This window comes from Nitrospinota bacterium (genome assembly GCA_009873635.1).
Lineage (GTDB): Bacteria > Nitrospinota > Nitrospinia > Nitrospinales > VA-1 > LS-NOB.
The window spans coordinates 1-20,636 of record WAHY01000002.1; the positions used below are offsets into that span (position 1 = coordinate 1).

The following is a 20,636-nucleotide window of genomic DNA, read 5'->3' on the forward strand; positions in this document are numbered from 1 at the left end:
GACATTGCAAACCAAGCAGCTGCTGCTCAAGCTGCCGCACAAAGTAAGTCAGGAAACGGTAACCAACCACCAAATGGAAGAAGTTAGTTCCTGACGTATTGCCCGATGCGTCTAACTGTTGCACCTTTATAACTATAGGATTGCTAATATCTATTTGGAGGGTGATTGCAAAATAGCCTTTTTGAATCAATTCTTTTAGTAACTATGGAGAATAGTTAGTAAAAAATCAGGCAGCAGCCAACAAGTTGGCCAATATGGCGACTGAACTGCAAAAGCTTGTTGAACGATTTAAATATTGATCGATCCTTCCCAAAATAATCGGGATGAGAATTACAGGTTTCATAATATACCCCCTGTGAGATGGGTGTTTCATCCATCTCACAGGGTTTTTTTTTATTCAGTTTTTGCGCCCTTCACCCAGTTAAGTGTATCTTTAACCTTCCAAATTTTATAGACTGTATGTTATTGATTTTGTAGGAAAGGGACGCCTTGAATCGGGGATCTTTAATAGTTTTTGAGGGGATAGACGGGACAGGCAAAAGCACTCAGTGCGGTTTACTGGCAAAGTTTTTCGAGGATAAACAGGTTCCACATATTGTTTTAGCTGAGCCGACACGTGGCAAGTGGGGCATGAAGATTCGCAAACTTCTTAGCGAAGGAAGAAAAGGCATCAGTCCGCAAGAAGAATTGAGCTGGTTTATAAATGACCGGAAGGAAGATATACAAGTTAATATAATGCCAGCGCTGCAGGAAAATAAGGTGGTGCTTTTAGACCGTTATTATTTCTCGACGGCGGCGTATCAAGGTGCCTTAGGTCTGGATCCTGAACAGATTGTTCAGGATAATGAGAGTTTTGCTCCAATTCCTGACAGGGTTTTGATTTTCATCAATTCTCCCGAAAAATGTCTGGAGAGGATTGAATCATCACGAGACCAGAAAAGCGCGTTTGAAAAACTGGATTATTTGCAGAATGTTCAAAACATTTTTAAAAGCTTTCAAGGACCGAATATAAGCTTTATTAATTGTGAAGATTCAGTTGCTCAAGTTCATGAAAGAGTTCTAGCTGAGATAGAAGACTTGTTTGATTTTAACTGTAGATAAATGAAACGAATTGTACTGGCAATAACAGGGGCGAGTGGGGTTTGTTACAGCAAACGGCTTTTTGATTGTCTTAAAACCCAGGCCGAGACTCATGTGATCATTTCAGACCGTGGTGCTGAGTTGTTGAATCTTGAGTTGGGCCTTGCTACCTCCTATTTTTCAGGGGAACGGGTGACTCTTCACAAAACTTCGCGCATGAACAGTTCCATTGCCAGTGGTTCTTTTTTTGTTGATGCCATGGTGGTGGTTCCTGCCAGTATGGGAACGGTGGGAAGAATAGCGGCCGGTGTGTCTGGCACCCTGATCGAACGCGTTGCGGATGTCATGTTAAAGGAAAAACGCAAATTGATAATAGTTCCGCGTGAAACACCTTTCAGCACGATTCACCTGAAAAACATGTTGGCTCTGGATCAGGCAGGGGCTTTGATAATGCCTGCATCACCAGGGTTTTATCAGGGAGAAAACAGTGTTGAAGGCCTGGTTGATTTTATTGTGGCCCGAATTCTGGATCAGCTGGGATTAAATCAAGACCTTATTAAACCCTATGAACCTTGATGATAGATGATTTATCTTGATAATGCCGCCACCACTCCAATGAATGAGGAAGTTTTAGAGCGGGTCCAGGAAGCAATGCGAATACATTTCGCAAATAGTGGGACTCCCTACAAAACAGGTCTCGATGCAAAGGGTCTAATAGAAAAGTCAACAGAATCTATTGCCGGATATCTTAAACTTCCTTCAACCCATCGTATTTTATTTACCAGTGGAGGAACAGAGTCAAATAACCTTTTTATTAAAGGATTGTGTTTTCCTGAAAGAAAGACAGCTTTTCTTGGTCTTGAACATCCAAGTGTTACTGAAACCTTGAAATATTTTAGCCGGTATGGAAATGAACCTGTTTCTTTACTTTCTTTGCAACTTGAAGGCAGGCTGGATCTGTCTCGCTTGTCTACTTTGAAAGAAAACCGGGTCCGTCTTCTTTGCATGTCACATGTGAATAATGAGTTGGGCACGGTGAACGATCCTCTAAAAACTATTTTGGCTATTGATAAGCAATCCCCACAAACAAAACTATTTTTGGATGGAGTGCAGGCTGTTGGCAAGCTTAGGCTGGAGCCGGAAATGTGGAAAGGCCTTGCTGGTTATTCGATTTCCGGGCATAAAATTCACGGTCCAAAGGGAATAGGAATGTTGGTCTATGATTCACGTCTGGTTCTTAATCCACAAATGCATGGTGGCAAACAACAATATGGAATTCGATCTGGGACACTCCCACTGCCATTAATAGTAGGGTTGGAGACTGCCATTAAGAATGCTGTCGAAAAAATTGACCAAACTCATGAACACCTTCGAAGTCTAAGTTGTCATTTAGTACAAGGCTTGCAAAATATGCAGGAACGGTTGCCTGAATTGAATATTAAGTTTAATTCACTGGTTGATGACAATGCAATATGTCAATCACCGGGAATTGTTAACTTTTCTTTTCCTCCTGTTGAGGGTGAAGTTATTCTCCACCATCTGGAAGCTAAAGATATTTATGTCGGACTGGGTAGTGCCTGTAGTGCTCAATCTAAAGAGCCATCAAAGATTCTTTTGGGAATTGGTTTGAATGAAGAACAGGCACGATGCAGTTTGCGCATTTCTTTTTCAGTAATCAATACGATTGAAGATGTTGACCGATTTCTTGAAGTATTTGAAGCTGCCTACCAGACCCTTTACCCCACCTTTATTCAAAAAGCCGGGCATCGATGACGGGAAGAAAAACAGTCTTGATCCGTTATGATGAAATCGGACTCAAAGGACGCAACAGAAAATATTTTGAAAAATGTCTTTTGAAGAACATTAAACGTGTTCTATCGGGTTCAGGTGATATTCATTACAGCTCTCCTCGCGGCAGAATTGTTTTAGATATTCCGGATAGTTTTGTGGAGGAGTGTTCTGACTGTTTAAAAACTGTTCCTGGAATTGCCTCATTCAGTTTTGGTGTTTCTATGTCGCCTGATTATGATGCAATGGCCGACCTGGGAATTCAATGGATTGAACCAAAACTGGAGTCTGTCGAGAATATGAAGTTTTGCGTAAAGACTCGTCGGTCTGAAAAGTCTTTTCCTGAAACCTCACCAGAAGTCAACTTTGAAGTTGGGTCGCGTATCATGAAAAAACTGGGCCCAAATGGGTTGACGGTCAATATTAATGAGGCGGAATATGTTCTTGAAATAGAAATTGGGCGCTCAGAAACGGTGGTTTTTGACAATCGTGAACCGGGGTTGCGGGGTCTCCCTGTTGGGAGTTCGGGTAATGTTCTTTGTCTGCTTTCAGGTGGAATTGATAGTCCCGTGTCTGCCTTTATGATGCTATGTCGTGGATGCCGGGTAAATTTTGTTTTTTTTGACAACCAACCTTTTCTAGGCAGGGGAGGGTATGACAAGGTTTTAACTCTGGCAAAAAAAATTAATCATTTTCAGAAGAGAGCTAACTTATTTGTCGTTCCTTTCGAGGAAATGCAGGGGGCTATTCGTGATAACTGCAATGAAGAAAACCGGGTCGTCCTCTATCGAAGGATGATGTACCGTATCGCTGAGGAAATAGCAATCCGTCAAGGATATTTGGCGTTGGTGACCGGAGAATCGCTGGGCCAGGTCGCGTCTCAGACACTGGAGAACCTGGCGGCTGTAACAAGTGTTACTTCAATGAATGTATTTAGACCTCTTATTGGCATGAATAAAGAAAGTATTATCTCCCATGCAAAAGAGATTGGTACTTATGAGGTTAGTATTGAGCCGCAACCTGATTGTTGTTCTGTGTTCATGCCTCAAAACCCGGTCACCCGAAGCAAGATTCCTGATTTGGAAAGAGATGAGAAGAAAATCGCATGGAAAGAATTAAGAGATAATGCCATCGCTCGAATGGAGACCATTAAAGTTGATGACTTATCCAACAGATAAGATTTTTTTAACCTGCGGGTTTTCAGGAAGATCTTTTAAGAGATCATGAATTGTTTTATTTTCTACCGGGTGAATATAATCACCGGCACACTCACTAAGGGGTTGAAGTACAAAACGCCTTTTTGCCATTTCCGGATGTGGGAGCGTTAGGTCTGGGGTGTTGACCACAAGATTGTCATAGGTCAGTATATCCAGATCAATAATTCTAGGACCCCATTTTTCCCGCCGAACTCTTCCCAATACTTCTTCAATTTTCAAGAGCTGATTCAGCAAAGATTCTGGTTCCAAAGAGGTCTTGATAACAGCCGCAGCATTAACAAACCAGTTCTGCTCTGTATTGCCAACGGGTTCTGATTCGTAGAGGCTGGATCGGGAAGTCACTTCAATTCCTGCCGTGTCATTAAGAAGTCGAATTGCCTTCTCACAGTTTTCTGCGGGAATGCCTAAGTTTGAGCCGATACCGATGAGGGCTTTATATTTCATAAAATCGCCAACAAGGTTTTAGGCCACCCTGCAAAAAAGTTTTTTTGCAGGGTGTTGACTTTTAATCGATGCACTTCAAAATTTCGTCATGCAGGAATGGTTAGAACTCAAACTCCACGCTGGAAAGACGGGCTTTGATTTCTTGCATGATTCGAGCTTCTTCCTCTTCTCCTTTGGCTGCAAACGTTGCAGAAAATCTTACGTAATGACCAACATCATCCCAGGGGACAGTAGATATCAACATTTCTGTAATCAGGAACTGAGAAAACTCTTCACCATTGGCAAACCGACGTCCTCCTTTGATTCCTTTAGGAATTCCTACAAAGAGAAAGAAGGAACCACCAGGCATTTTTGCATTGAAGCCCAGTGAATTGAGGGTTTCAACCAAAATGGATAAACGACGCTTGTATTTTGCCACGGTCCGCTCTGTGATTTCAGGGTGTTCCATGGCATAAATCCCGGCTTTTTGAATGGCTGCAAACTGGCCAGAATCTACATTGTCTTTAACGTGTGAAAGTCCTTTTACAATGAGTTCATTTCCCACTATAAACGCTATCCTCCAACCGGTCATGTTGTAGGCTTTTGAGAGGGAATGAAACTCAACACCGACATCCATTGCGCCAGGTATTGAAAGAAAGCTTTCAGGTTTTCCAGAATATGTTAAAGCCGCATAGGCAGCATCCTGAACGATAATAATATTGTTTTGTTTGGCGAACTCAATAGCTTCTTCATAAAATTCACGTGTGGCATTGGCGCCGGTCGGGTTGTTGGGATAATTCAAGTATAAGATCTTCGCCTTTTCACGTGTTCCCGCATCAATGCTCTTCAAGTCGGGCAGGAAATTATTTTCTTCTGTCAAAGGGAGATTAACAACATCTCCGCCCAGGTATTGAGTATGGGTTCCCATTACCGGATAACCCGGAACGGTCATCAGGGTAATATCACCGGGGTTGATGAAGATAGCGGGAGCCATTGCCAGACCAGGTTTGGAGCCAATGGTGTGATTGACATGTTTATCCGGTTCCAGTCCCTTAACACCAAAAACGTTTTCCATATATTTGCAGGCAGCGACCTTGAACTCTTCTATTCCATTATCGGTGTAGCCTCGGTTTTCTGGCTTTTCCGCTTCTAATTGCAGACTTTTAACAACACCGGGATCAGCCATTTCGTCAGGTTCGCCAACTCCCATATCGAATAATATTTTTCCCGGGTTAGCATCTAATGCTGCACGTTTTGCCCGTTTTATTTTTTCAAACTTATAAATTTTGGTATCTTTTCCAAATTGATTGCCGCCCAAGCGGTCTGCAAACAAGGACTGAATATAGCTTTCATCTGACATTCTGGTACTCCAAATTGTATTCAAGAAGATTTAAAATAGGACCTAAAAGAGGCGGTCAATCGTAGACAAAAAACTGAGTCGTGTCAAGCTGTTCAATCATGCACTAATTTGCCCATTTTCCAAAACCGACCTGAACTGTCCCTATAAATCACTTCTCCGAATCCCAATGAACCAGAAGAACTGATCAGAACTAAAAGGGTGACCCAGAGTATTTTATTTTGAAAGGGAAACACCTTAAGCATCAGCAGGGCCTGAAATATTAGTACTTTGAAAAGTTGCCATTTCAGAATAAATATTTAATGCTGATTCTATCAGGTCAAAAACCATAACAGCCCCGGTTCCTTCTCTCATTCTCATTTTTAGGTCAAAAAGGGGCGGCATGTGAAGCAAGTCAAAAAAAACTTCCTGCCCAGGTTCTACAGAACGGTGTGATGGAAAAATATAATCCTTCACGGATGGGTTCAGCTTGATAGCCAGGGTTGCGGCGGCACTTGAAATTAAACCATCGACCACAACAGGTATGTTTTTTGAAGCGGCACCAATCAATAGGCCCACGATACCCCCAATTTCAAACCCGCCTACTTTAGTGAGAATATCTATGGGATCATCTGGATTAGGGGCATGTGTTTTCAGAGCTTTCTGGATGACGGAAATCTTGTGGTTGAGAGTTTTGTCGTCAATGCCGGTTCCTCTGCCAGTTAATTTGCTTACAGGAAGTCTACTTAATACTGCAAATATAGCTAAACTGGATGTGGTATTTCCGATCCCCATTTCACCTGAAGCAAAGAGGGCCACCTCCTTGTCGGCCAGTTGTGTTGCCACCTGAATGCCAATAGTGATGGATTCTTCAGCCTCTTGTCTTGTCATAGCAGGCATCTGGGCCATGTTGCGAGTGCCGAAGGCTATTTTTCTATCCAGTAAATCAGGGTGTGGTTCGAAACGGTGGTTGACCCCAATATCTACCACCAATATATCGGCATTCTGATGTCGGGCCAATACATTGATCGCCGTTCCTCCATGACCGCTTTTCTATTGATTAAAGCGTTTCCGCGGATAGCGACGTATCTTTTCGCCAGCTCTTCTAAGAGGCCAAGACTTCCAGGTGGTTTTGTGAGTGAGTTGAGATGTGACTGTGCAGTTTTTAGCCGGCTTGAAGAGACAGGTTTTATAGCTTGCAAAGATTTGTTAATAATTTCAAGCATAGATATCGATAAAACCTACAATCGAATTATAGAGAACTTTATTCCTCGTCATCTTCTTCCGATTCCTCAGGCTCAAGACCTGCGGCATTTTGTGAGTAGCGAAGGTATTTTATGATTTCGCTGATTTCCTCAGCAGTTACATTCTTTTTTTGCGAGGGCATTTTATCGGTTCCGTTTAGTACTGTCTCTCTAATATCTTCATCGGAAAAATTTCCCGCCAGATATTCCTCATCAATGAGCCTTGGGGCTTGAGTGTGTTTTCCCATTGCGTCAGAGCCGTGGCAATTAGAGCACACCCTGTGGAAATACTGCTGTCCTTTTTTATAGGGTTCTGGTACTTCAAGTGTGGGTTTTGGGGCACATGAATATATAAAAACTGTTAAGAAAAGTGCGAGAATTGAAATTCTAGTTTGTTTCATAGCTTGGAACTATTGCCTCCTATTGACAATATCGAGTTTTCCATCATGATCAGTATCTACTTCAACACGCTCAAGCGAGCCTGAGTCGTCAAAGTATTCAAAGCGATCAGTTTTGCCATCAAAATTTGTATCGTGCTCTACTTTTTTCAGTTGCTTAGATCTTTGGAAATATTGCCATTGGTCCGGTTTACCATCATGATTTGTGTCAAAAATGACTGAGGCAAGATACTCATTTTTATCAAAAACCTCCCAACGATCGATTTTGCCATCATTTAGACTATCATATTCAACTTTTTCTATTTTGCCGTCGTCAGAAAAATATTGAAACACATCCATTTTACCGTCACGATTTTCATCTGTTTCTAGGCTGATAATGGTATTGTTTGGTCCATATATTTCACGCCAATCCATCAAACCAGAGAACTTTGAATCCTTTTCAATGTATTCAAGGATAAAGTCTTTAGAATAGTTCTGAACTTGATCGAGAGTTCCATCCAGATTGCGATCCAGTTCAACACGAACAGGTTTTTTATAGCCATCAAAGATATCTATCTGGTCAATCCTGCCATCCTTGTTTTTATCGTATTCGATCTTAATTAATTGTCCATTTTCAGATTTATACTGCCATTGATCAAATCTTCCATCCTTATTGCTGTCGACCTGAAAAACCAAAGATTCGGCAACAGTAATCAGCATGAAATATATCATGCTGGTAAGAATTAACTTTTCTGTTAATTTAATCATGAACATTTCTAAACCGGTATAAATAAAGCCGGAAGATTAAACATTAGTAAACCTGATAGTACATATCGTCTAAGATAAAACCTATCATAGAAAAATATAGAGCCTATTCGCTGTCAATGTGGATTCGCTCTGGATAGTTCAAAAAGTATAGATAAAAAATTCTATTCTTACATTTTAAAATAATTAAAACTCTATACCCTTTTGAGCCGGGATTTTTTGATCTTTAAACGGATGTTTGATCATTTTCATTTCAGTAACGAGATCAGCTATCTCAATCAGTTTATCGGAGGCATTTCTTCCTGTGCATACAACATGAACCTTTTCAGGTTTATTATTTAGTAATTCTAGGAACTCGTCTTCTGGTAAGAAATTGTAATCAAGAACGTAATTAATTTCCTCAAAAATAACCATTTGATATTTATTACTCAATAACTTCTTTTTTGCCACTTCAAATGCTTTTCGTGCCGTAATCATATCCTTTTCAATATTATTTGTATCCCATGTAAAGCCATCACCCATTGCTTCAAACTCGATATATGGAGCCAGTTTTTCGAAAGATTTACGCTCACCTGCTTTCCACTGACCCTTCATAAATTGCATGATGAAGACATTCATTTTATTTCCAGCAGCACGCACAGCAAGACCAAAAGATGCCGTAGATTTACCCTTGCCGTCTCCGGTATTAACTATAATTAAACCCTTTCGCTTTCTGGGATCTGCTCCTGAAGGTTTTCGCATAAAATATTTAAGGGTGGATAATGATCAGTGAAATATTTATAAAAGGATATTCAAATTTTTTAAAAAATTAAAACTCTTGAATATTTATTATATCTTAATACCTGAGTTCAATTCCAAACATAAAGTTGCGGGTGAAATTGCTTGGATAAATAACATCATTTCTGAGTGTTGTTCCGTGAGCTCTCTCGAAAAGGTTTTCTACTTTTGCTGAAAGATCAATTTGACTTGCCCCCAATACTCTTTCTCCCAAAATTTTATATGTATAGATATAAGATATATCGGTTTTGATGAATGCTGGGGTTTTAAAGCTAGGGCTGGAAGAATTGCTTGGGTCTTCGGCATTGTTTAAGTCTTCGTCAGCTAATGCAGAACTTCTATATGATTGCGTTAATATAACTTTCGAGTGTTCATATGGCTTGAAATTGATACCGACTGTTAAGTTGTGTCTAGATACTCCTGGAAGGTCATTTCCTGCGCAGTTATTTATACAATTTGCACTTGATGTTTCTCTGTCGATTATTGCCCGTATGTAAGCGTAATTAATTGAGGCAGACAACGATTCAGTGAATGAATACTTGTTTTGTAGTTCAAAACCATACTTTGAACTTCTATCAATACTTACACTATTTCCAAAGAAACTCACATGCCTATTAAAAACCAACTCATCTCTTAACTTAGAACCAAATAATGTTAGCTTTGTTTTGCTTTTGGGTGTTAAATAATTAAGTCCCATATTTAAAGTGGATGTTATAACTGGTTCTAAAAATCCAGCAAAGTTTCCTTGGAAATCAAAAAAATTATCAAGGTTGTGAGTTTGGAAAGCATAATTAAAATTAGAAAAAATATTTAATCTATTACTTAATGATTTATTGATACCAATATCAAAAGCTGACAAATTATCTTGATTTTCTGTTAATGCTCCTTGGTTAAGAAATGTGTAGTCTATCCACTCTTTTCTAGCACCAAACGAAAAAGTCATTGAACTAAAACCATATTGCCCTTGAATATATATACCCACATTTTCTTTGGTTGTGGTTGTGGGGGTATCTGTGCCATTACAGTTATCGCATCTGCGGCTCCCATCAAAATACTGAGCTCCTGTAATAATTGTTAAAGGGCCATTTAAATACTTGATACTACCATCATAAAAGTGATTATTATATTTTCTAGCATGACTAATGACACGAGTTTGATCTACAAATGAATAATTGAAATTTGTCTCAATATTTTCATTTATATTTAAAGTGCTACCTAACTCAATGACATCTGTGTTTTCGATTTGATGGGTGTAATTAGTTGGAGTTCCTGCTGCCCCCCTATTATTAGAACCAGGGTTCTGTTGAAATGTTGATTTTGATAAAAAATTTGGATATCTATACTCTAAATATGTAGCTTTTTTTTCAATGTAAAGTTTGCTGAATTTTGTGGGTTTATATTGGAACCTTACTTTAGAATTCAGTAGCTCACCCTTGTCGCGATTTCCATCAGGACCCCTATCACTGAATCCATCTTGTTTGTAGGCATCTCCAAATGCAGAAAATTGAAATTTTTCAGATGCAAATCCACTGTTTATTGTTGTTGTCATCCGGCCATAGTTTCCCGCTGAAACTGCGATGCTTGTATCAGTAGAATCTCTTGTGTATATTTGAATTGTTCCACCTGTTGCTCCATCACCGTAAACTACGGAACCACTCCCCTTAGTAATTTCAATCCTATCGATGTTTTGAATTGGTATGGAGCTTAAATTTTGCGGTACATCATCAATATTATTTATTCGACGGCCATTTACTGTGACTACAATAGACTGAAAACCTTGCGCGATACCAAAACCTCTAAGGTCAAGTTTTTGGCTAAATGGATTCCCTGAGCTTGGCATAGAAACTACGGATGTATTCTGATTTAAAAAATCATAGATAGTTTTAGCACCGGATTCTATTATTTCTTTTCGACGATATATTTCTGAAGCATAGGTGGCCTCTGTATCCTTCATTTTAATTTTACTTGCATTGATAACAATTGGATCAATGATTATTGGATCACTTTTTTTTTCTGAGTTTTGAGTTTGAGCAGTTGAGGTAGTTGCTAAGAAGAGTATAAATAGAATAATGGAAATACGTTGTTTCATAAATTTCTCCCTCGAGAATAAGTTTCCGGTAGGTCTCCTGACTTTTGGCTGCCTACTCATCGCGCCTTCCCATCAATGATTGACAGTGGCTGATTGCGATTTTCGTTCCTTTACAGTTGCGGGGCAGTGCTGGAATTTCACCAAGCTTCCCTTAACCGGACTTTTTTAATATTATAGTTACTAATGTAGCCTTCTTTCGATGATCTCCATATTGATGGAAGTTTTTACCAGATCCGCGAGCCTGTTGAGTTCGCGTTTTCTAAACTCTGAATAATCGAATAGTTTTTGTGGTTCTGGTAACCCTTTTTCATTCCTTATATAACGTAAAATATTGTTTCGAAACAAATCATTATCCAGAAATCCGTGAAGATAAGTACCAAAAACAGTACCATTCTGATTGGTGATTCCAAAATTCATCGCGTTTTCTCCATTCAATTCGGAAAATAGGGCTTGGTAGATGGAGCCGAATGTGGTGCGGCCCATATGAATTTCATAACCTTCGCAATGAAGTCTCTCTGGAAATACATTGCTTATGACAGTTTCAAGTTGTACTTGTCGGGTTAATTTCTCTGGAACAAGTGTGGTCTCAAAATCAAAGAGTCCCAGTCCGTTTATTTCTTTTTCACGGCTTTCCAGATTATCAGGATCTTTAATTTTCCTGCCGAGCATTTGAAATCCACCACAAATTCCAAGGATCATGGAACCTGATTTATGATGTTTGATAATCTCTTTGGTCATCCCCTGTTGATTTAGATAATTCATATCACCCACAGTATTTTTACTGCCTGGCAGAATGATCAAATCGTGAGCTCTTAATTGCGATGGATGCTGGATATATTGCAAAGATATATTTGGATCAAGAGCCAGTGGTGATAAGTCTGTAAAATTTGCAATTCTAGGTATTTCAATCACTGCTATATTCAAAGGATTCTGCACCTTGTTTTCTGCAAAGTAAGATCGCTGTGGAATGGAGTCTTCTTCATCGACAACCAAATCATGGAAGTAGGGGATGACACCTAAAACCGGTTTGCCAACCATTTTTTCAAACTGTTCTATTCCCGGTTTCAACATTTCGATATCACCGCGGAACTTATTGATAATGAATCCAAGCACTCTGTTCTGTTCATCTTCGGAAAAAAGATCATAGGTACCCTTTAACCATGCAAACACACCTCCCTTGTCGATATCCCCGACGATGAGTACTGGGGATTCGGCCTTTTCAGCGATGAACATGTTCACAAGGTCCCATTGTTTCAGGTTGATTTCGGCAGGGCTCCCGGCTCCCTCAATAATGACCAGTTCATAGTTTTTTTTAATTTCATCAAGGGCTTGAGTGACCACTTTTTTATGCTGAAGATGTCTGGAATAAAAGTCTTTCGCATTTTTTGAACCTACAGGTTTTCCCATCACGATTACCTGGGAATTGTTGTCTTCTGAAGGTTTTAAGAGAATAGGGTTCATCAACACGTCTGGTTTCAATCCGCTTGCTTCTGCCTGGTAAGCTTGAGCTCGCCCGATTTCGCCGCCGTTTTCCGTTACAAAAGAATTCAATGCCATATTCTGAGCTTTGAAAGGGGCCACCTTGTATCCGGCCTGATAAAAATACCTACAGAATGCCGCAGTGAGGACACTTTTTCCTACACCGGATCCTGTTCCCTGAATCATTAAAGTTTTAGCTGTCATATTCTTAAACGGGTCTTTTTCTTTTCAGGAGCCATACAAAGAATGGTCCACCAAGCATTGCTGTAATAATTCCTACTGGAATTTCTGTTGGAGCAATAATAGTGCGAGCCACTGTGTCGCAGATGATTAGAAAGCTGGCACCGAATAACATTGAAACCGGTATAAGTATTCTCAAATCAGAGCCTACAATCAACCTGGCGATATGTGGAACAATCAGTCCTACAAATCCAATGGGGCCCGTGATGGCCACGACAGTGCCAGTGATTAATGATGCGGTGATAAAACCTGCTCTTTGAATGAGTGATACATCGACACCTCTGCTGATTGCAGAGTGAACTCCGGTACTAATAAGATTCAGGTCGCGACTCACATATACGAGTATTCCAATTCCAAGGAATACCATGGGAAATATCGAAAGGACTGTTTGATAACCTATGATATCCAATCCTCCCATCAGCCATCTAATTATCCTGAACGACTGGCTGAAGTCTGATATATAGTGGATGAACATAACCATTGCCGCGAAAAAGAAATTAGCAGTAACCCCTGCCAGTAATAGAGTGCTCGTGGGGAAATCACCATGCCTTGTTCTGACAAGACTGAAAACAAGGAAAATAGCACCAAGTGCTCCCAGAAAAGCAAAAAGTGAGACCATGGGAAACCCAAGTATTGAAATATTAAAATTCAGAACGATTGCCAATACAGCTCCCAGTGCGGCACCACTGGAAACACCTAATGTAAAAGGCGCGGCCAGGTCGTTTCTCAAAAGTGCCTGAAAAACAGCACCGGCAACAGAAAGAGCTGCACCAGTTACTGCCCCTAGAAGAATCCTTGGTAAACGAACCTGAAAAAGTATATTGGCGTCCAGATTATTGTTTGCATAAATTCCACCTGATAGCGCGTTAGCAAGATTAATCTTAGTCGATCCAATCAGAGGAGTTGCACAAAGAGTGGCCATAAACAGGAGCATAAATATGGCAAGTGTTAACTTATAAGATTGTGGTCCTAATTTTGTGTGCATGTTTACTATTTGCTGGAAATTGGGTGTACCAGTATTTCTCCATCTAGAAGATGCAAATTGACATTTATGTCATAAACACTTTCTAATACTTCTTTCTTCAGAACTTCTTCAGGGGTTCCGTCGCGAACAATGGATCCTTCATTTAAAAGAATGAGTCGCCGACAGTACCTGGAAGCCAGGTTGAGATCATGCATGGCCAGGATCAATGTAATATTCTTATCTTCGTTCAAGTGTTTCAGGATATTTAAAATCTGAACCTGATATTTGAGATCCAATGCAGATGTTGGTTCATCCAACAACATGATTTCAGGTTCCTGTGCGATTGCACTGGCAAGAATGACTCTTTGTTTTTCTCCGCCACTGATTTCGTTGAAATAGCGATCAGAAAACTTTGAAGTATTGGTGGTCTCCATAGCCTGACGTGCTATTTGATAATCTTCTTCCCCTTCAAATGAAAGGGGAGAAAGGTAAGGATGTCTGCCCATTAAAACTATTTCCTGTGTCGTGAAAGGAAAAACCATGGGATGCTCCTGAGGGACCCAGCTTATGATGCGAGCTAATTCTTTCTTATTGATGTGATTGATTGACCGTTGGTTTAGTTGAATAGAGCTTTCGGTGCATGGCAGTAAGCCTCCCGCCAGTTTTAGTAAAGTAGATTTGCCCGAACCATTGGGCCCTATCAAACCGATAAAATCTCCTTGCTCAATACTAAATGAAATACTTTTTAAAACGTGCTCCGAATCGTAGGCAAACTCCAGGTTTTTCACTTCCATTTGAGTTTTCATGGCAAACCCTCTTTAAGGAAAATATCAGGGTGTATCGCTCTTGAAAACTGTTCAATAATATTTAGTAAACGTGGACCAGGGATGAGAATATAATCTGCGCCGATATAATGGATCTGTCCCTTTTGAACAGCTCTTATAGAAGGAAAACGTTCCCACCCTTTTATTCTTTCCTTAATTTGAGGCGGTGTAAGCCGGGATTTTGGTCCAGCTTCGATAATAACCTCTGGCGACTTTTCTATAATATATTCCTTCGTAATCCTCGGATATTTAGCCATTGTTGTAGGGAGTATATTTTTACCGCCAGAAATCTCTAGAAGCTCATGCAGAAAAGTACCGTGGCCTGTTGCATATAGATCGCGGCCTGGATCACTGCTATCTCCCAACAAAAGTAGAGCCTCTTTTGGAGCAACACCATTTAATTTTTCTTTATAAGAGCTTATTCCTTCTGTTAGTTTTTTTATTAATTGCTCAGCGTTTTTTTCAACTCCCAAGGTTTTTCCCAAAATCTTTATTGAGTTTAAAATGTCGGTCAACGTGTCCATATTAATTCCGAAGGAGGGTATATCTAAACTTTTTGTGTTTCTGGCAAGTTTAGCACTATGAGACAGATGCAGAACTAGGTCAGGTTGGAGGGACACTAATACTTCTATATTTGGATTAATTGCTCCTCCAATACTTGGGAGCTTGCAGGCTTCTTGAGGATATTTGCAGAAATCGGTAACAGCAATAACGCTGTCCTTTAGACCCAGCTCGAACAGAGTCTCGGTTATAGAAGGGGAGGCGGATACGATCCTGTTGGTAGGTTTATAAATTGAATTACTTGCCCAAATTACAGGGGATATTGAAAGAAAGAAAAACAGAAAAACAAAAAGAAAGACGACTAGGTAGGAATCTTTGAATTGACCTTTAGGTCTAAAAGAAGTGAAAAATTTCACCGGAATTTCCTCGTTCCAGCGAAAAGAGGTGATAAAGCGCGTAGTCTAGCTTAACTCACCTCAGGCCGCGAAGGTTTAGTTAACAGGATCAGAGTCAGGTGTTCTGGCTTCCGGATTATTCGAATTCCCGCGCCTTCCCATTTGAAATCAAACAGTGGCAAATTGCGAGGTTCGTCCCCGGTTACAGCGGCGGGACCGCGACGGATTTACACCGTCTTCTCTGCGATCGACCCTAATGAATTTTTAAGAAGAATAGCAAAATACTTGTGAAAGTCAACTGACATTGAGCCAGCATTATTAACTCAATACGTTCTTCAAATATTGAAAAAGTCACATAGGTCCTGAAGGTTTTCAGAGTTTAGCTCGTGGGGTTGGGCTGTTTCCTTGGACTTTACAATATGCCCATGATTTTTCATTTCATCCAGCGCATGATCAGCCAGAAAAGAGGGAACCACTTCATCGTTGCTGCCAAAAATCCCAAGAATTTGAGGCGGATCTTTTTTCTTGATGACAGGATCCTGAAACTCAGGGAGAAATCCACAAATTGAAGCAACCTTGAATAAAGAGTGCTTGCCAAGCAGAGAATAAGTCAGGGACGCCGCTCCCCCCTGAGAGAATCCCCATAAACAGGTTCTCAGTTTTTCACCCGTATTAACATTCTTAAAATGTTCGTGGGCAGAATCAATAACCTGTGATGCATAAGTTATGAAATCCTTCACCGTTTCACCTTGTCGTGGGCCGTCTTCCCACCAGCTCCACACACCATCCCCTGCATCGATATGCCCTTCAGGAAAAACCAGCAAAGTATTTGAAAGCTTTAAACGGTTACCCTGTACAAGCATGTTTTCAGGGGTAGAACTTGCTCCGTGAAAACCGATTAACAGATTAATGGGTTTGTCTGGGTCAATTTCTGCTTCACCAAGTATGACTTTTTTATTGTTCCATTCTGTGGTTGTATACTTTGTTGTCATCCGCTGGACTCTTTGGTTTGTGATTGAATAATTTTTTCTGCCAGATCAATTGCATCATCCCGGGTTTTAATTTGACCCAATACATGTGCTTTTTGAACATCCCCTAAAATTTTACCAAAAAGTTTAGACGGTGAAAGGCCAAAGTGTTGGATAATATCTTCCCCGTCCAATAATGGATTATTATTCACTACAGACAGGTATTCTCCGCAGTAAAACTTCAGCAGGTGATTACAAAAAATAACGCCCCGATCAGCATCTGCCGCATCCAGGCTTGAAGTGAAAATAGTGATTGATGGCAGTAGTTCTTCATTCGCCTGATTGACTAATTCGTAGGTCTCACTCAGGCTGAAGTTATCTTCTGTATGCATTTCAGCTAAACAGCAGGTTATCTTCGCAACTTTTTCTAAAAATTTTAATTCTACATTACTGAAATTAAAAGCATAACTGCCTGGATGTCGATTCATCAAGACCGATAACTTTAATAGGTAATGTTTATCGAGAAATGATTTGGCGCCAAACTCACCCATATACTCAGGAAAGATTGCTCCTGGGTGGTTTAACAGTGATTCTATTTTTTCATAATGGACCAAAGCATTATCAGATGTTGTGAGAAGACAATCCAATAGCCCACAGCTATGCATCGACCTTATCAGAGTAAAGGTGTCTGTCTCCTTTAAAAATAAAGTTAGTTCGTGCCAAATTCGTTCCGGAGCAGACTCTTTCAACTTGTCTTTATAGAGGGTGATAGCGGATAAAGTAGCTTCATCAATTGCAAAATTGAGGGTTGCCGCAAAACGGAAGGCTCTGAGCATTCTCAGGGGGTCGGATTGAATGACAGGTCCTTTCAATACACGTATTCTTTTATTGGTCAAATCTTCCTGTCCCTTGTGAAGGTCAATTATGTTTTTCTCTCCTGACAGAAAATCCGACAATTGCTGGCCCATCGCATTAATGGTGAAGTCCCTTTGAGATAAATCTTCTTCTATATTCCCTCCCTGCAGGTCTGTGAAGTCTAGATGGTGTTCCTGGTTGACTATAACTCGAACTGTTCTCCTGCCCGGAGTTTTGTCCAGAAGTATATATTTGAAGTTCTGGGAGCGGGAAAAACTAATTCCCGTCCCAGAGGCATCTTTACCCGTCAGGTCAAAATCGGAACAAGGCTTTTGAGATAAAAAATCCCTCAATGTTCCACCAACCACGAACAGTGTTTGATTCTTACTGATCGAAAGATTTAAAAGACTTTGTAATGTCGATTGAGTTAATGAATCCATACGAATGAAGACAAAAATTGATTAGCCAGGTTTCATTGTACAGGATTTTTAAGAGGGATTTATGAATCTGAAACAGGAATTTATTTCAAATTAAGGCTATATGTAATACTTATGCCTCAATCAAGCTTCCCAACCGGATGAGAGGCGAACTTGCTTTGAAACGAAAATTCTTCCGTCTCTTTTCATAAATTGCAGGTCAGTATTGGTCAGGGCTCCAATGATTTGTTGGAGATTTTCAGAAGGTTTGCTTTGAGGGTCTTTGATAAGGAATGGAATCATTTCGTCAATAGAATCACGAACTCTATCACTTTCGATGATATAACCCAGATAAGTGACATCAACGTCCAGGAACTTTTTAACCAACTTGAGAAGGTTGTCTCCCGCCATCAAGTCTTTACGGTTTCTCACTCGATTTACTACGAGACCAGGTTTAAAATCACTTATTATTGTATTGAGTTGATCAACAAGGTTGGGAAACTGGTCCTGGAATTTTGCGCGCAACAAACCGGTTGTGTAAGTTTCCATGTTGGCTGTGTCCGGGTTGGAATGATCCACCATCTCCTGGATTTCAGGAGAAGTTTGAAACGCAAGAGATATTCTGCGAAACAAGGCTGCCCTGATGAAGCTGAAGGTCTTCATAATAGAAGTCATTTCAGGAGTCGTCAGAACAACACCCTGTGTGCTGATATTAAAGAAATCAATAACGTTATAATTGGTTCCTGGGCCAAGGTCGAGAAGGATCGTATCAGCCTCAAGATTTTTAATAAAAGAAATAATAGAACCTATATTATTGGAATCAATATTGGCGCTACCTGGATTATCCCCCGCGCCACTTACAAACTTAAGGTTGCTAATACCAGTATCAAGAAGGAGAGTCCTGGGGTCGGTAACTTTGTCAGTAAAAAAATCCTGGAATCCATGAGCAGGGTTACCAATGCCCAGCAATGCATGCAGATTTGAAGCTCCAAAATCTGTATCCATTAGAATAACTTTTTGTCCGCTCAAAGCCATTCCGGCAGCCAGGTTCGTGCAGATTACACTTTTCCCAATACCGCCTTTGCCGCCTCCAACGGCTATTATGTTTATCGGGCTTGTCATTGTGCTTTGAATGAGCTTTGCTCCAAATTCGGTTTATTTATGCTTTCTCTGATCTTTCATGAATACAAATGACTCTAACAGATCCATATATTTTTTGCTGTCCGGTGATAATGCCATACTTGATTGACGTCTTGCTTCAGTAAAGCTGGCATAGTCTTTTTCAGGAATTCTTTTTCCAACAGGTGCCGGAGCGCTTTCAGTAACTGGTTTTTCTGTGGACTGATAACGATTTTCAAAGCGGGTCTGTAAAAACTTTAGACGATCTATAAGGCTATCAGCATCCCCTGAAGGAACATAGTCATGATCCAAAGTTGATTGCTCAATAGTCACTTCCGGCTCTGGTGATTCCTCAATCTCAATCGGTTGTTCCTCAAAAGTGAATCCCTTACTATCCTCGTTTTCTTCATCTAAAATGTCAGCTTCAAATGTGAAACCTGATATCTCCGGTTCGTAATCACGAGTATCTGGAATCGAATCAGCCTTGAGTTCTGGTTCTGACTCCAGATCAGATATTTCTTCTATTGTATACTCTGGCTCTGATTCTAGACTCGATGTCTCTTCTATCTCCGGTTCCAAAGAAGCTAGTATTTCATTATCAGAAAGCTCATGGGGTTGCTCCAGAGATGGTTCTTCGTTTAGGGAGTGGGCGGGTTCAGTTTCGGGTGATGGTTCCTCTTCCAGAACAGGGTCGTTCTCTTCAGTATAGTCTTCTTCAATGGTAGCATCACCGCTCACATGAATTTGGCTCAAATCTTTTATAGAACTTGGAGCCTCTGTGGGTTCCTCAATTTGTTCGGTTAATTGATTGATGGTTCGCTCCATTTCCTCCTGAAGATCCTTGATGGCCTTATCCTGCTCATCTTCATCCAGATCGGAAACGCTTTCGGATATATCTGTTTCAGAAGACGGCTCATCCAGTTCCATCAATTCGCCATCTTCCTGGAGTTCTTTAATGGCTTGATCATGGGTCGAATCATCGGCAGGAAGTTCGATGTTATCCTCCATCGCCATGAATTCATTCAAATCTTTTTCAAAGTCGCTGTCTGCCAGCTCTGAGCTGACAGGCGCAATATTCTCTGCATCTTCAGAGGAAAGTGCGTCAAGCTCAAACTCGGTAATTTCTTCTTCAGAGTCTGCATCATTTTCTGTATCCACCACCTTCGAATATGAAGAAGGTTCACTTTCTTCATTAACAAATAATGGTTTGTCACCATCGTCTTCTGGCTCAGGTCGGCGAAGGCGTCTTGGGTCATCCTCATCATATTCTTCTTCCTCCATTTCTTCCATAAGCTCATCGAGTTTGCGCTCGCGTTCTCTGGAGATACTTCTAACTTTTATCAAAGCATATGGAATCAGAACAAGAGCCGCCAGTGAAACACCTAAATAAAGAGGGTTTTCCTGTAGCTGAAGGAGGTAAGGTTTGAGAAACTTAAAAGCCTCGGTGTTTTCCAGGTCAAAACGCGAATTCAGTTGGAACCAGATTTCTTTCAAAAACTCCAGGGCGGTTTGAAGGAATTGTTCGATCATATGTTTTAAGTTGGTTATAGCTTAAAAAAAGAAATTTGAAGACAGGCTCTGTTCTCAACAGAATTAAGAACAAAATGTTGTTTATCTAAAATTAGAATTGGATTTAGATAACTCGATTCAAAAACTTCCTGTTTTGGCATTTTTCGCCTCGTTCAAATACAAAAAGTTTCAGGGTTGCCCCTTTGTTAAATTCTGGCACTAATAATAGCATAAAAATCCAAAAATGCAGTAAAATTAATCACTTGGCGG

Annotated in this window: 18 protein-coding genes, 1 pseudogene and 2 riboswitches; of the genes and pseudogenes, 4 read left to right on the top strand and 15 right to left on the bottom strand. The window is 40.4% G+C overall.

The window, feature by feature from the left end; all coding sequences use genetic code 11:
* Nucleotides 1-489: 489 nt before the first annotated feature.
* The 4 genes from tmk to thiI are packed head-to-tail and all read left to right on the top strand — an operon-like array spanning nt 490 to nt 4,046.
* Entirely contained in the window at nt 490-1,101 is a 612-nt protein-coding gene (gene tmk, locus F3741_01630; protein MZG29498.1) for a dTMP kinase, read from the top strand.
* On the top strand, nt 1,102-1,656 hold the full coding sequence (locus F3741_01635; GenBank protein ID MZG29499.1) for a UbiX family flavin prenyltransferase: 555 nt from the start codon (nt 1,102-1,104) through the stop codon (nt 1,654-1,656). It begins immediately after the preceding gene.
* 6 nt (nt 1,657-1,662) lie between these two features.
* Entirely contained in the window at nt 1,663-2,853 is a 1,191-nt protein-coding gene (locus F3741_01640; protein ID MZG29500.1) for a cysteine desulfurase, read from the top strand.
* Nucleotides 2,850-4,046 carry a tRNA 4-thiouridine(8) synthase ThiI gene (thiI, locus tag F3741_01645; protein ID MZG29501.1) on the top strand — a complete coding sequence of 399 codons (1,197 nt, stop codon included), beginning with the start codon at nt 2,850-2,852 and terminating at the stop codon, nt 4,044-4,046. The genes F3741_01640 and thiI overlap by 4 nt, the downstream gene beginning before the upstream one ends.
* Here thiI and folK read toward each other — a convergent pair.
* The 15 genes and pseudogenes from folK to F3741_01720 form a co-directional block, all read right to left on the bottom strand.
* Nucleotides 4,032-4,529 (bottom strand): 2-amino-4-hydroxy-6-hydroxymethyldihydropteridine diphosphokinase, encoded by a 498-nt coding sequence (folK, locus tag F3741_01650; GenBank protein MZG29502.1) that lies wholly within the window; start codon nt 4,527-4,529, stop codon nt 4,032-4,034. The genes thiI and folK overlap by 15 nt on opposite strands.
* A gap of 100 nt (nt 4,530-4,629) precedes the next feature.
* On the bottom strand, nt 4,630-5,868 hold the full coding sequence (locus F3741_01655) for an LL-diaminopimelate aminotransferase (protein MZG29503.1): 1,239 nt from the start codon (nt 5,866-5,868) through the stop codon (nt 4,630-4,632).
* Between the two features lie 234 nt (nt 5,869-6,102).
* Nucleotides 6,103-7,070, bottom strand: a pseudogene (gene cobT, locus F3741_01660) (nicotinate-nucleotide--dimethylbenzimidazole phosphoribosyltransferase).
* A gap of 38 nt (nt 7,071-7,108) precedes the next feature.
* Nucleotides 7,109-7,489 (bottom strand): cytochrome c, encoded by a 381-nt coding sequence (locus F3741_01665; GenBank protein ID MZG29504.1) that lies wholly within the window; start codon nt 7,487-7,489, stop codon nt 7,109-7,111.
* Between the two features lie 9 nt (nt 7,490-7,498).
* Nucleotides 7,499-8,233, bottom strand: a complete 735-nt coding sequence (locus F3741_01670) for a hypothetical protein (GenBank protein ID MZG29505.1) — start codon at nt 8,231-8,233, stop codon at nt 7,499-7,501.
* Between the two features lie 183 nt (nt 8,234-8,416).
* On the bottom strand, nt 8,417-8,971 hold the full coding sequence (cobO, locus tag F3741_01675) for a cob(I)yrinic acid a,c-diamide adenosyltransferase (GenBank protein MZG29506.1): 555 nt from the start codon (nt 8,969-8,971) through the stop codon (nt 8,417-8,419).
* A 94-nt stretch (nt 8,972-9,065) separates the two neighbouring features.
* Nucleotides 9,066-11,096, bottom strand: coding sequence for a TonB-dependent receptor plug domain-containing protein (locus F3741_01680; GenBank protein ID MZG29507.1), 2,031 nt, complete (start codon nt 11,094-11,096; stop codon nt 9,066-9,068).
* 9 nt (nt 11,097-11,105) lie between these two features.
* Nucleotides 11,106-11,271, bottom strand: a riboswitch (cobalamin riboswitch).
* A 5-nt stretch (nt 11,272-11,276) separates the two neighbouring features.
* The gene (locus F3741_01685; GenBank protein MZG29508.1) at nt 11,277-12,779 is read right to left on the bottom strand and encodes a cobyric acid synthase; all 1,503 of its coding nucleotides are present in this window, start codon (nt 12,777-12,779) and stop codon (nt 11,277-11,279) included.
* 4 nt (nt 12,780-12,783) lie between these two features.
* Nucleotides 12,784-13,800, bottom strand: a complete 1,017-nt coding sequence (locus F3741_01690; GenBank protein ID MZG29509.1) for an iron ABC transporter permease — start codon at nt 13,798-13,800, stop codon at nt 12,784-12,786.
* Between the two features lie 5 nt (nt 13,801-13,805).
* Nucleotides 13,806-14,585, bottom strand: coding sequence for an ABC transporter ATP-binding protein (locus F3741_01695; GenBank protein MZG29510.1), 780 nt, complete (start codon nt 14,583-14,585; stop codon nt 13,806-13,808).
* Nucleotides 14,582-15,553, bottom strand: coding sequence for an ABC transporter substrate-binding protein (locus tag F3741_01700; protein ID MZG29511.1), 972 nt, complete (start codon nt 15,551-15,553; stop codon nt 14,582-14,584). Before F3741_01700 ends, F3741_01695 begins: the two co-directional genes overlap by 4 nt.
* Nucleotides 15,554-15,595: 42 nt before the next feature.
* Nucleotides 15,596-15,769: riboswitch (cobalamin riboswitch) on the bottom strand.
* 65 nt (nt 15,770-15,834) lie between these two features.
* Entirely contained in the window at nt 15,835-16,491 is a 657-nt protein-coding gene (locus tag F3741_01705) for a phospholipase (protein MZG29512.1), read from the bottom strand.
* The gene (locus F3741_01710; protein MZG29513.1) at nt 16,488-17,762 is read right to left on the bottom strand and encodes a CCA tRNA nucleotidyltransferase; all 1,275 of its coding nucleotides are present in this window, start codon (nt 17,760-17,762) and stop codon (nt 16,488-16,490) included. The genes F3741_01705 and F3741_01710 overlap by 4 nt, the downstream gene beginning before the upstream one ends.
* Nucleotides 17,763-17,882: 120 nt before the next feature.
* Entirely contained in the window at nt 17,883-18,860 is a 978-nt protein-coding gene (locus F3741_01715; GenBank protein MZG29514.1) for a MinD/ParA family protein, read from the bottom strand.
* A 33-nt stretch (nt 18,861-18,893) separates the two neighbouring features.
* Entirely contained in the window at nt 18,894-20,387 is a 1,494-nt protein-coding gene (locus tag F3741_01720) for a hypothetical protein (GenBank protein MZG29515.1), read from the bottom strand.
* Between the last annotated feature and the right edge of the window lie 249 nt (nt 20,388-20,636).

Coding starts and splice junctions, on each gene's coding strand:
- F3741_01655 (MZG29503.1), bottom strand. CDS start 5,868: ATGTCAGATGAAAGCTATATTCAGTCCTTGTTTGCAGACCGCTTGGGC.
- F3741_01635 (MZG29499.1), top strand. CDS start 1,102: ATGAAACGAATTGTACTGGCAATAACAGGGGCGAGTGGGGTTTGTTAC.
- F3741_01665 (MZG29504.1), bottom strand. CDS start 7,489: ATGAAACAAACTAGAATTTCAATTCTCGCACTTTTCTTAACAGTTTTT.
- F3741_01705 (MZG29512.1), bottom strand. CDS start 16,491: ATGACAACAAAGTATACAACCACAGAATGGAACAATAAAAAAGTCATA.
- F3741_01695 (MZG29510.1), bottom strand. CDS start 14,585: ATGAAAACTCAAATGGAAGTGAAAAACCTGGAGTTTGCCTACGATTCG.
- F3741_01720 (MZG29515.1), bottom strand. CDS start 20,387: ATGATCGAACAATTCCTTCAAACCGCCCTGGAGTTTTTGAAAGAAATC.
- folK (MZG29502.1), bottom strand. CDS start 4,529: ATGAAATATAAAGCCCTCATCGGTATCGGCTCAAACTTAGGCATTCCC.
- F3741_01670 (MZG29505.1), bottom strand. CDS start 8,233: ATGATTAAATTAACAGAAAAGTTAATTCTTACCAGCATGATATATTTC.
- F3741_01710 (MZG29513.1), bottom strand. CDS start 17,762: ATGGATTCATTAACTCAATCGACATTACAAAGTCTTTTAAATCTTTCG.
- F3741_01690 (MZG29509.1), bottom strand. CDS start 13,800: ATGCACACAAAATTAGGACCACAATCTTATAAGTTAACACTTGCCATA.
- F3741_01715 (MZG29514.1), bottom strand. CDS start 18,860: ATGACAAGCCCGATAAACATAATAGCCGTTGGAGGCGGCAAAGGCGGT.
- F3741_01640 (MZG29500.1), top strand. CDS start 1,663: ATGATTTATCTTGATAATGCCGCCACCACTCCAATGAATGAGGAAGTT.
- thiI (MZG29501.1), top strand. CDS start 2,850: ATGACGGGAAGAAAAACAGTCTTGATCCGTTATGATGAAATCGGACTC.
- F3741_01680 (MZG29507.1), bottom strand. CDS start 11,096: ATGAAACAACGTATTTCCATTATTCTATTTATACTCTTCTTAGCAACT.
- F3741_01685 (MZG29508.1), bottom strand. CDS start 12,779: ATGACAGCTAAAACTTTAATGATTCAGGGAACAGGATCCGGTGTAGGA.
- cobO (MZG29506.1), bottom strand. CDS start 8,971: ATGCGAAAACCTTCAGGAGCAGATCCCAGAAAGCGAAAGGGTTTAATT.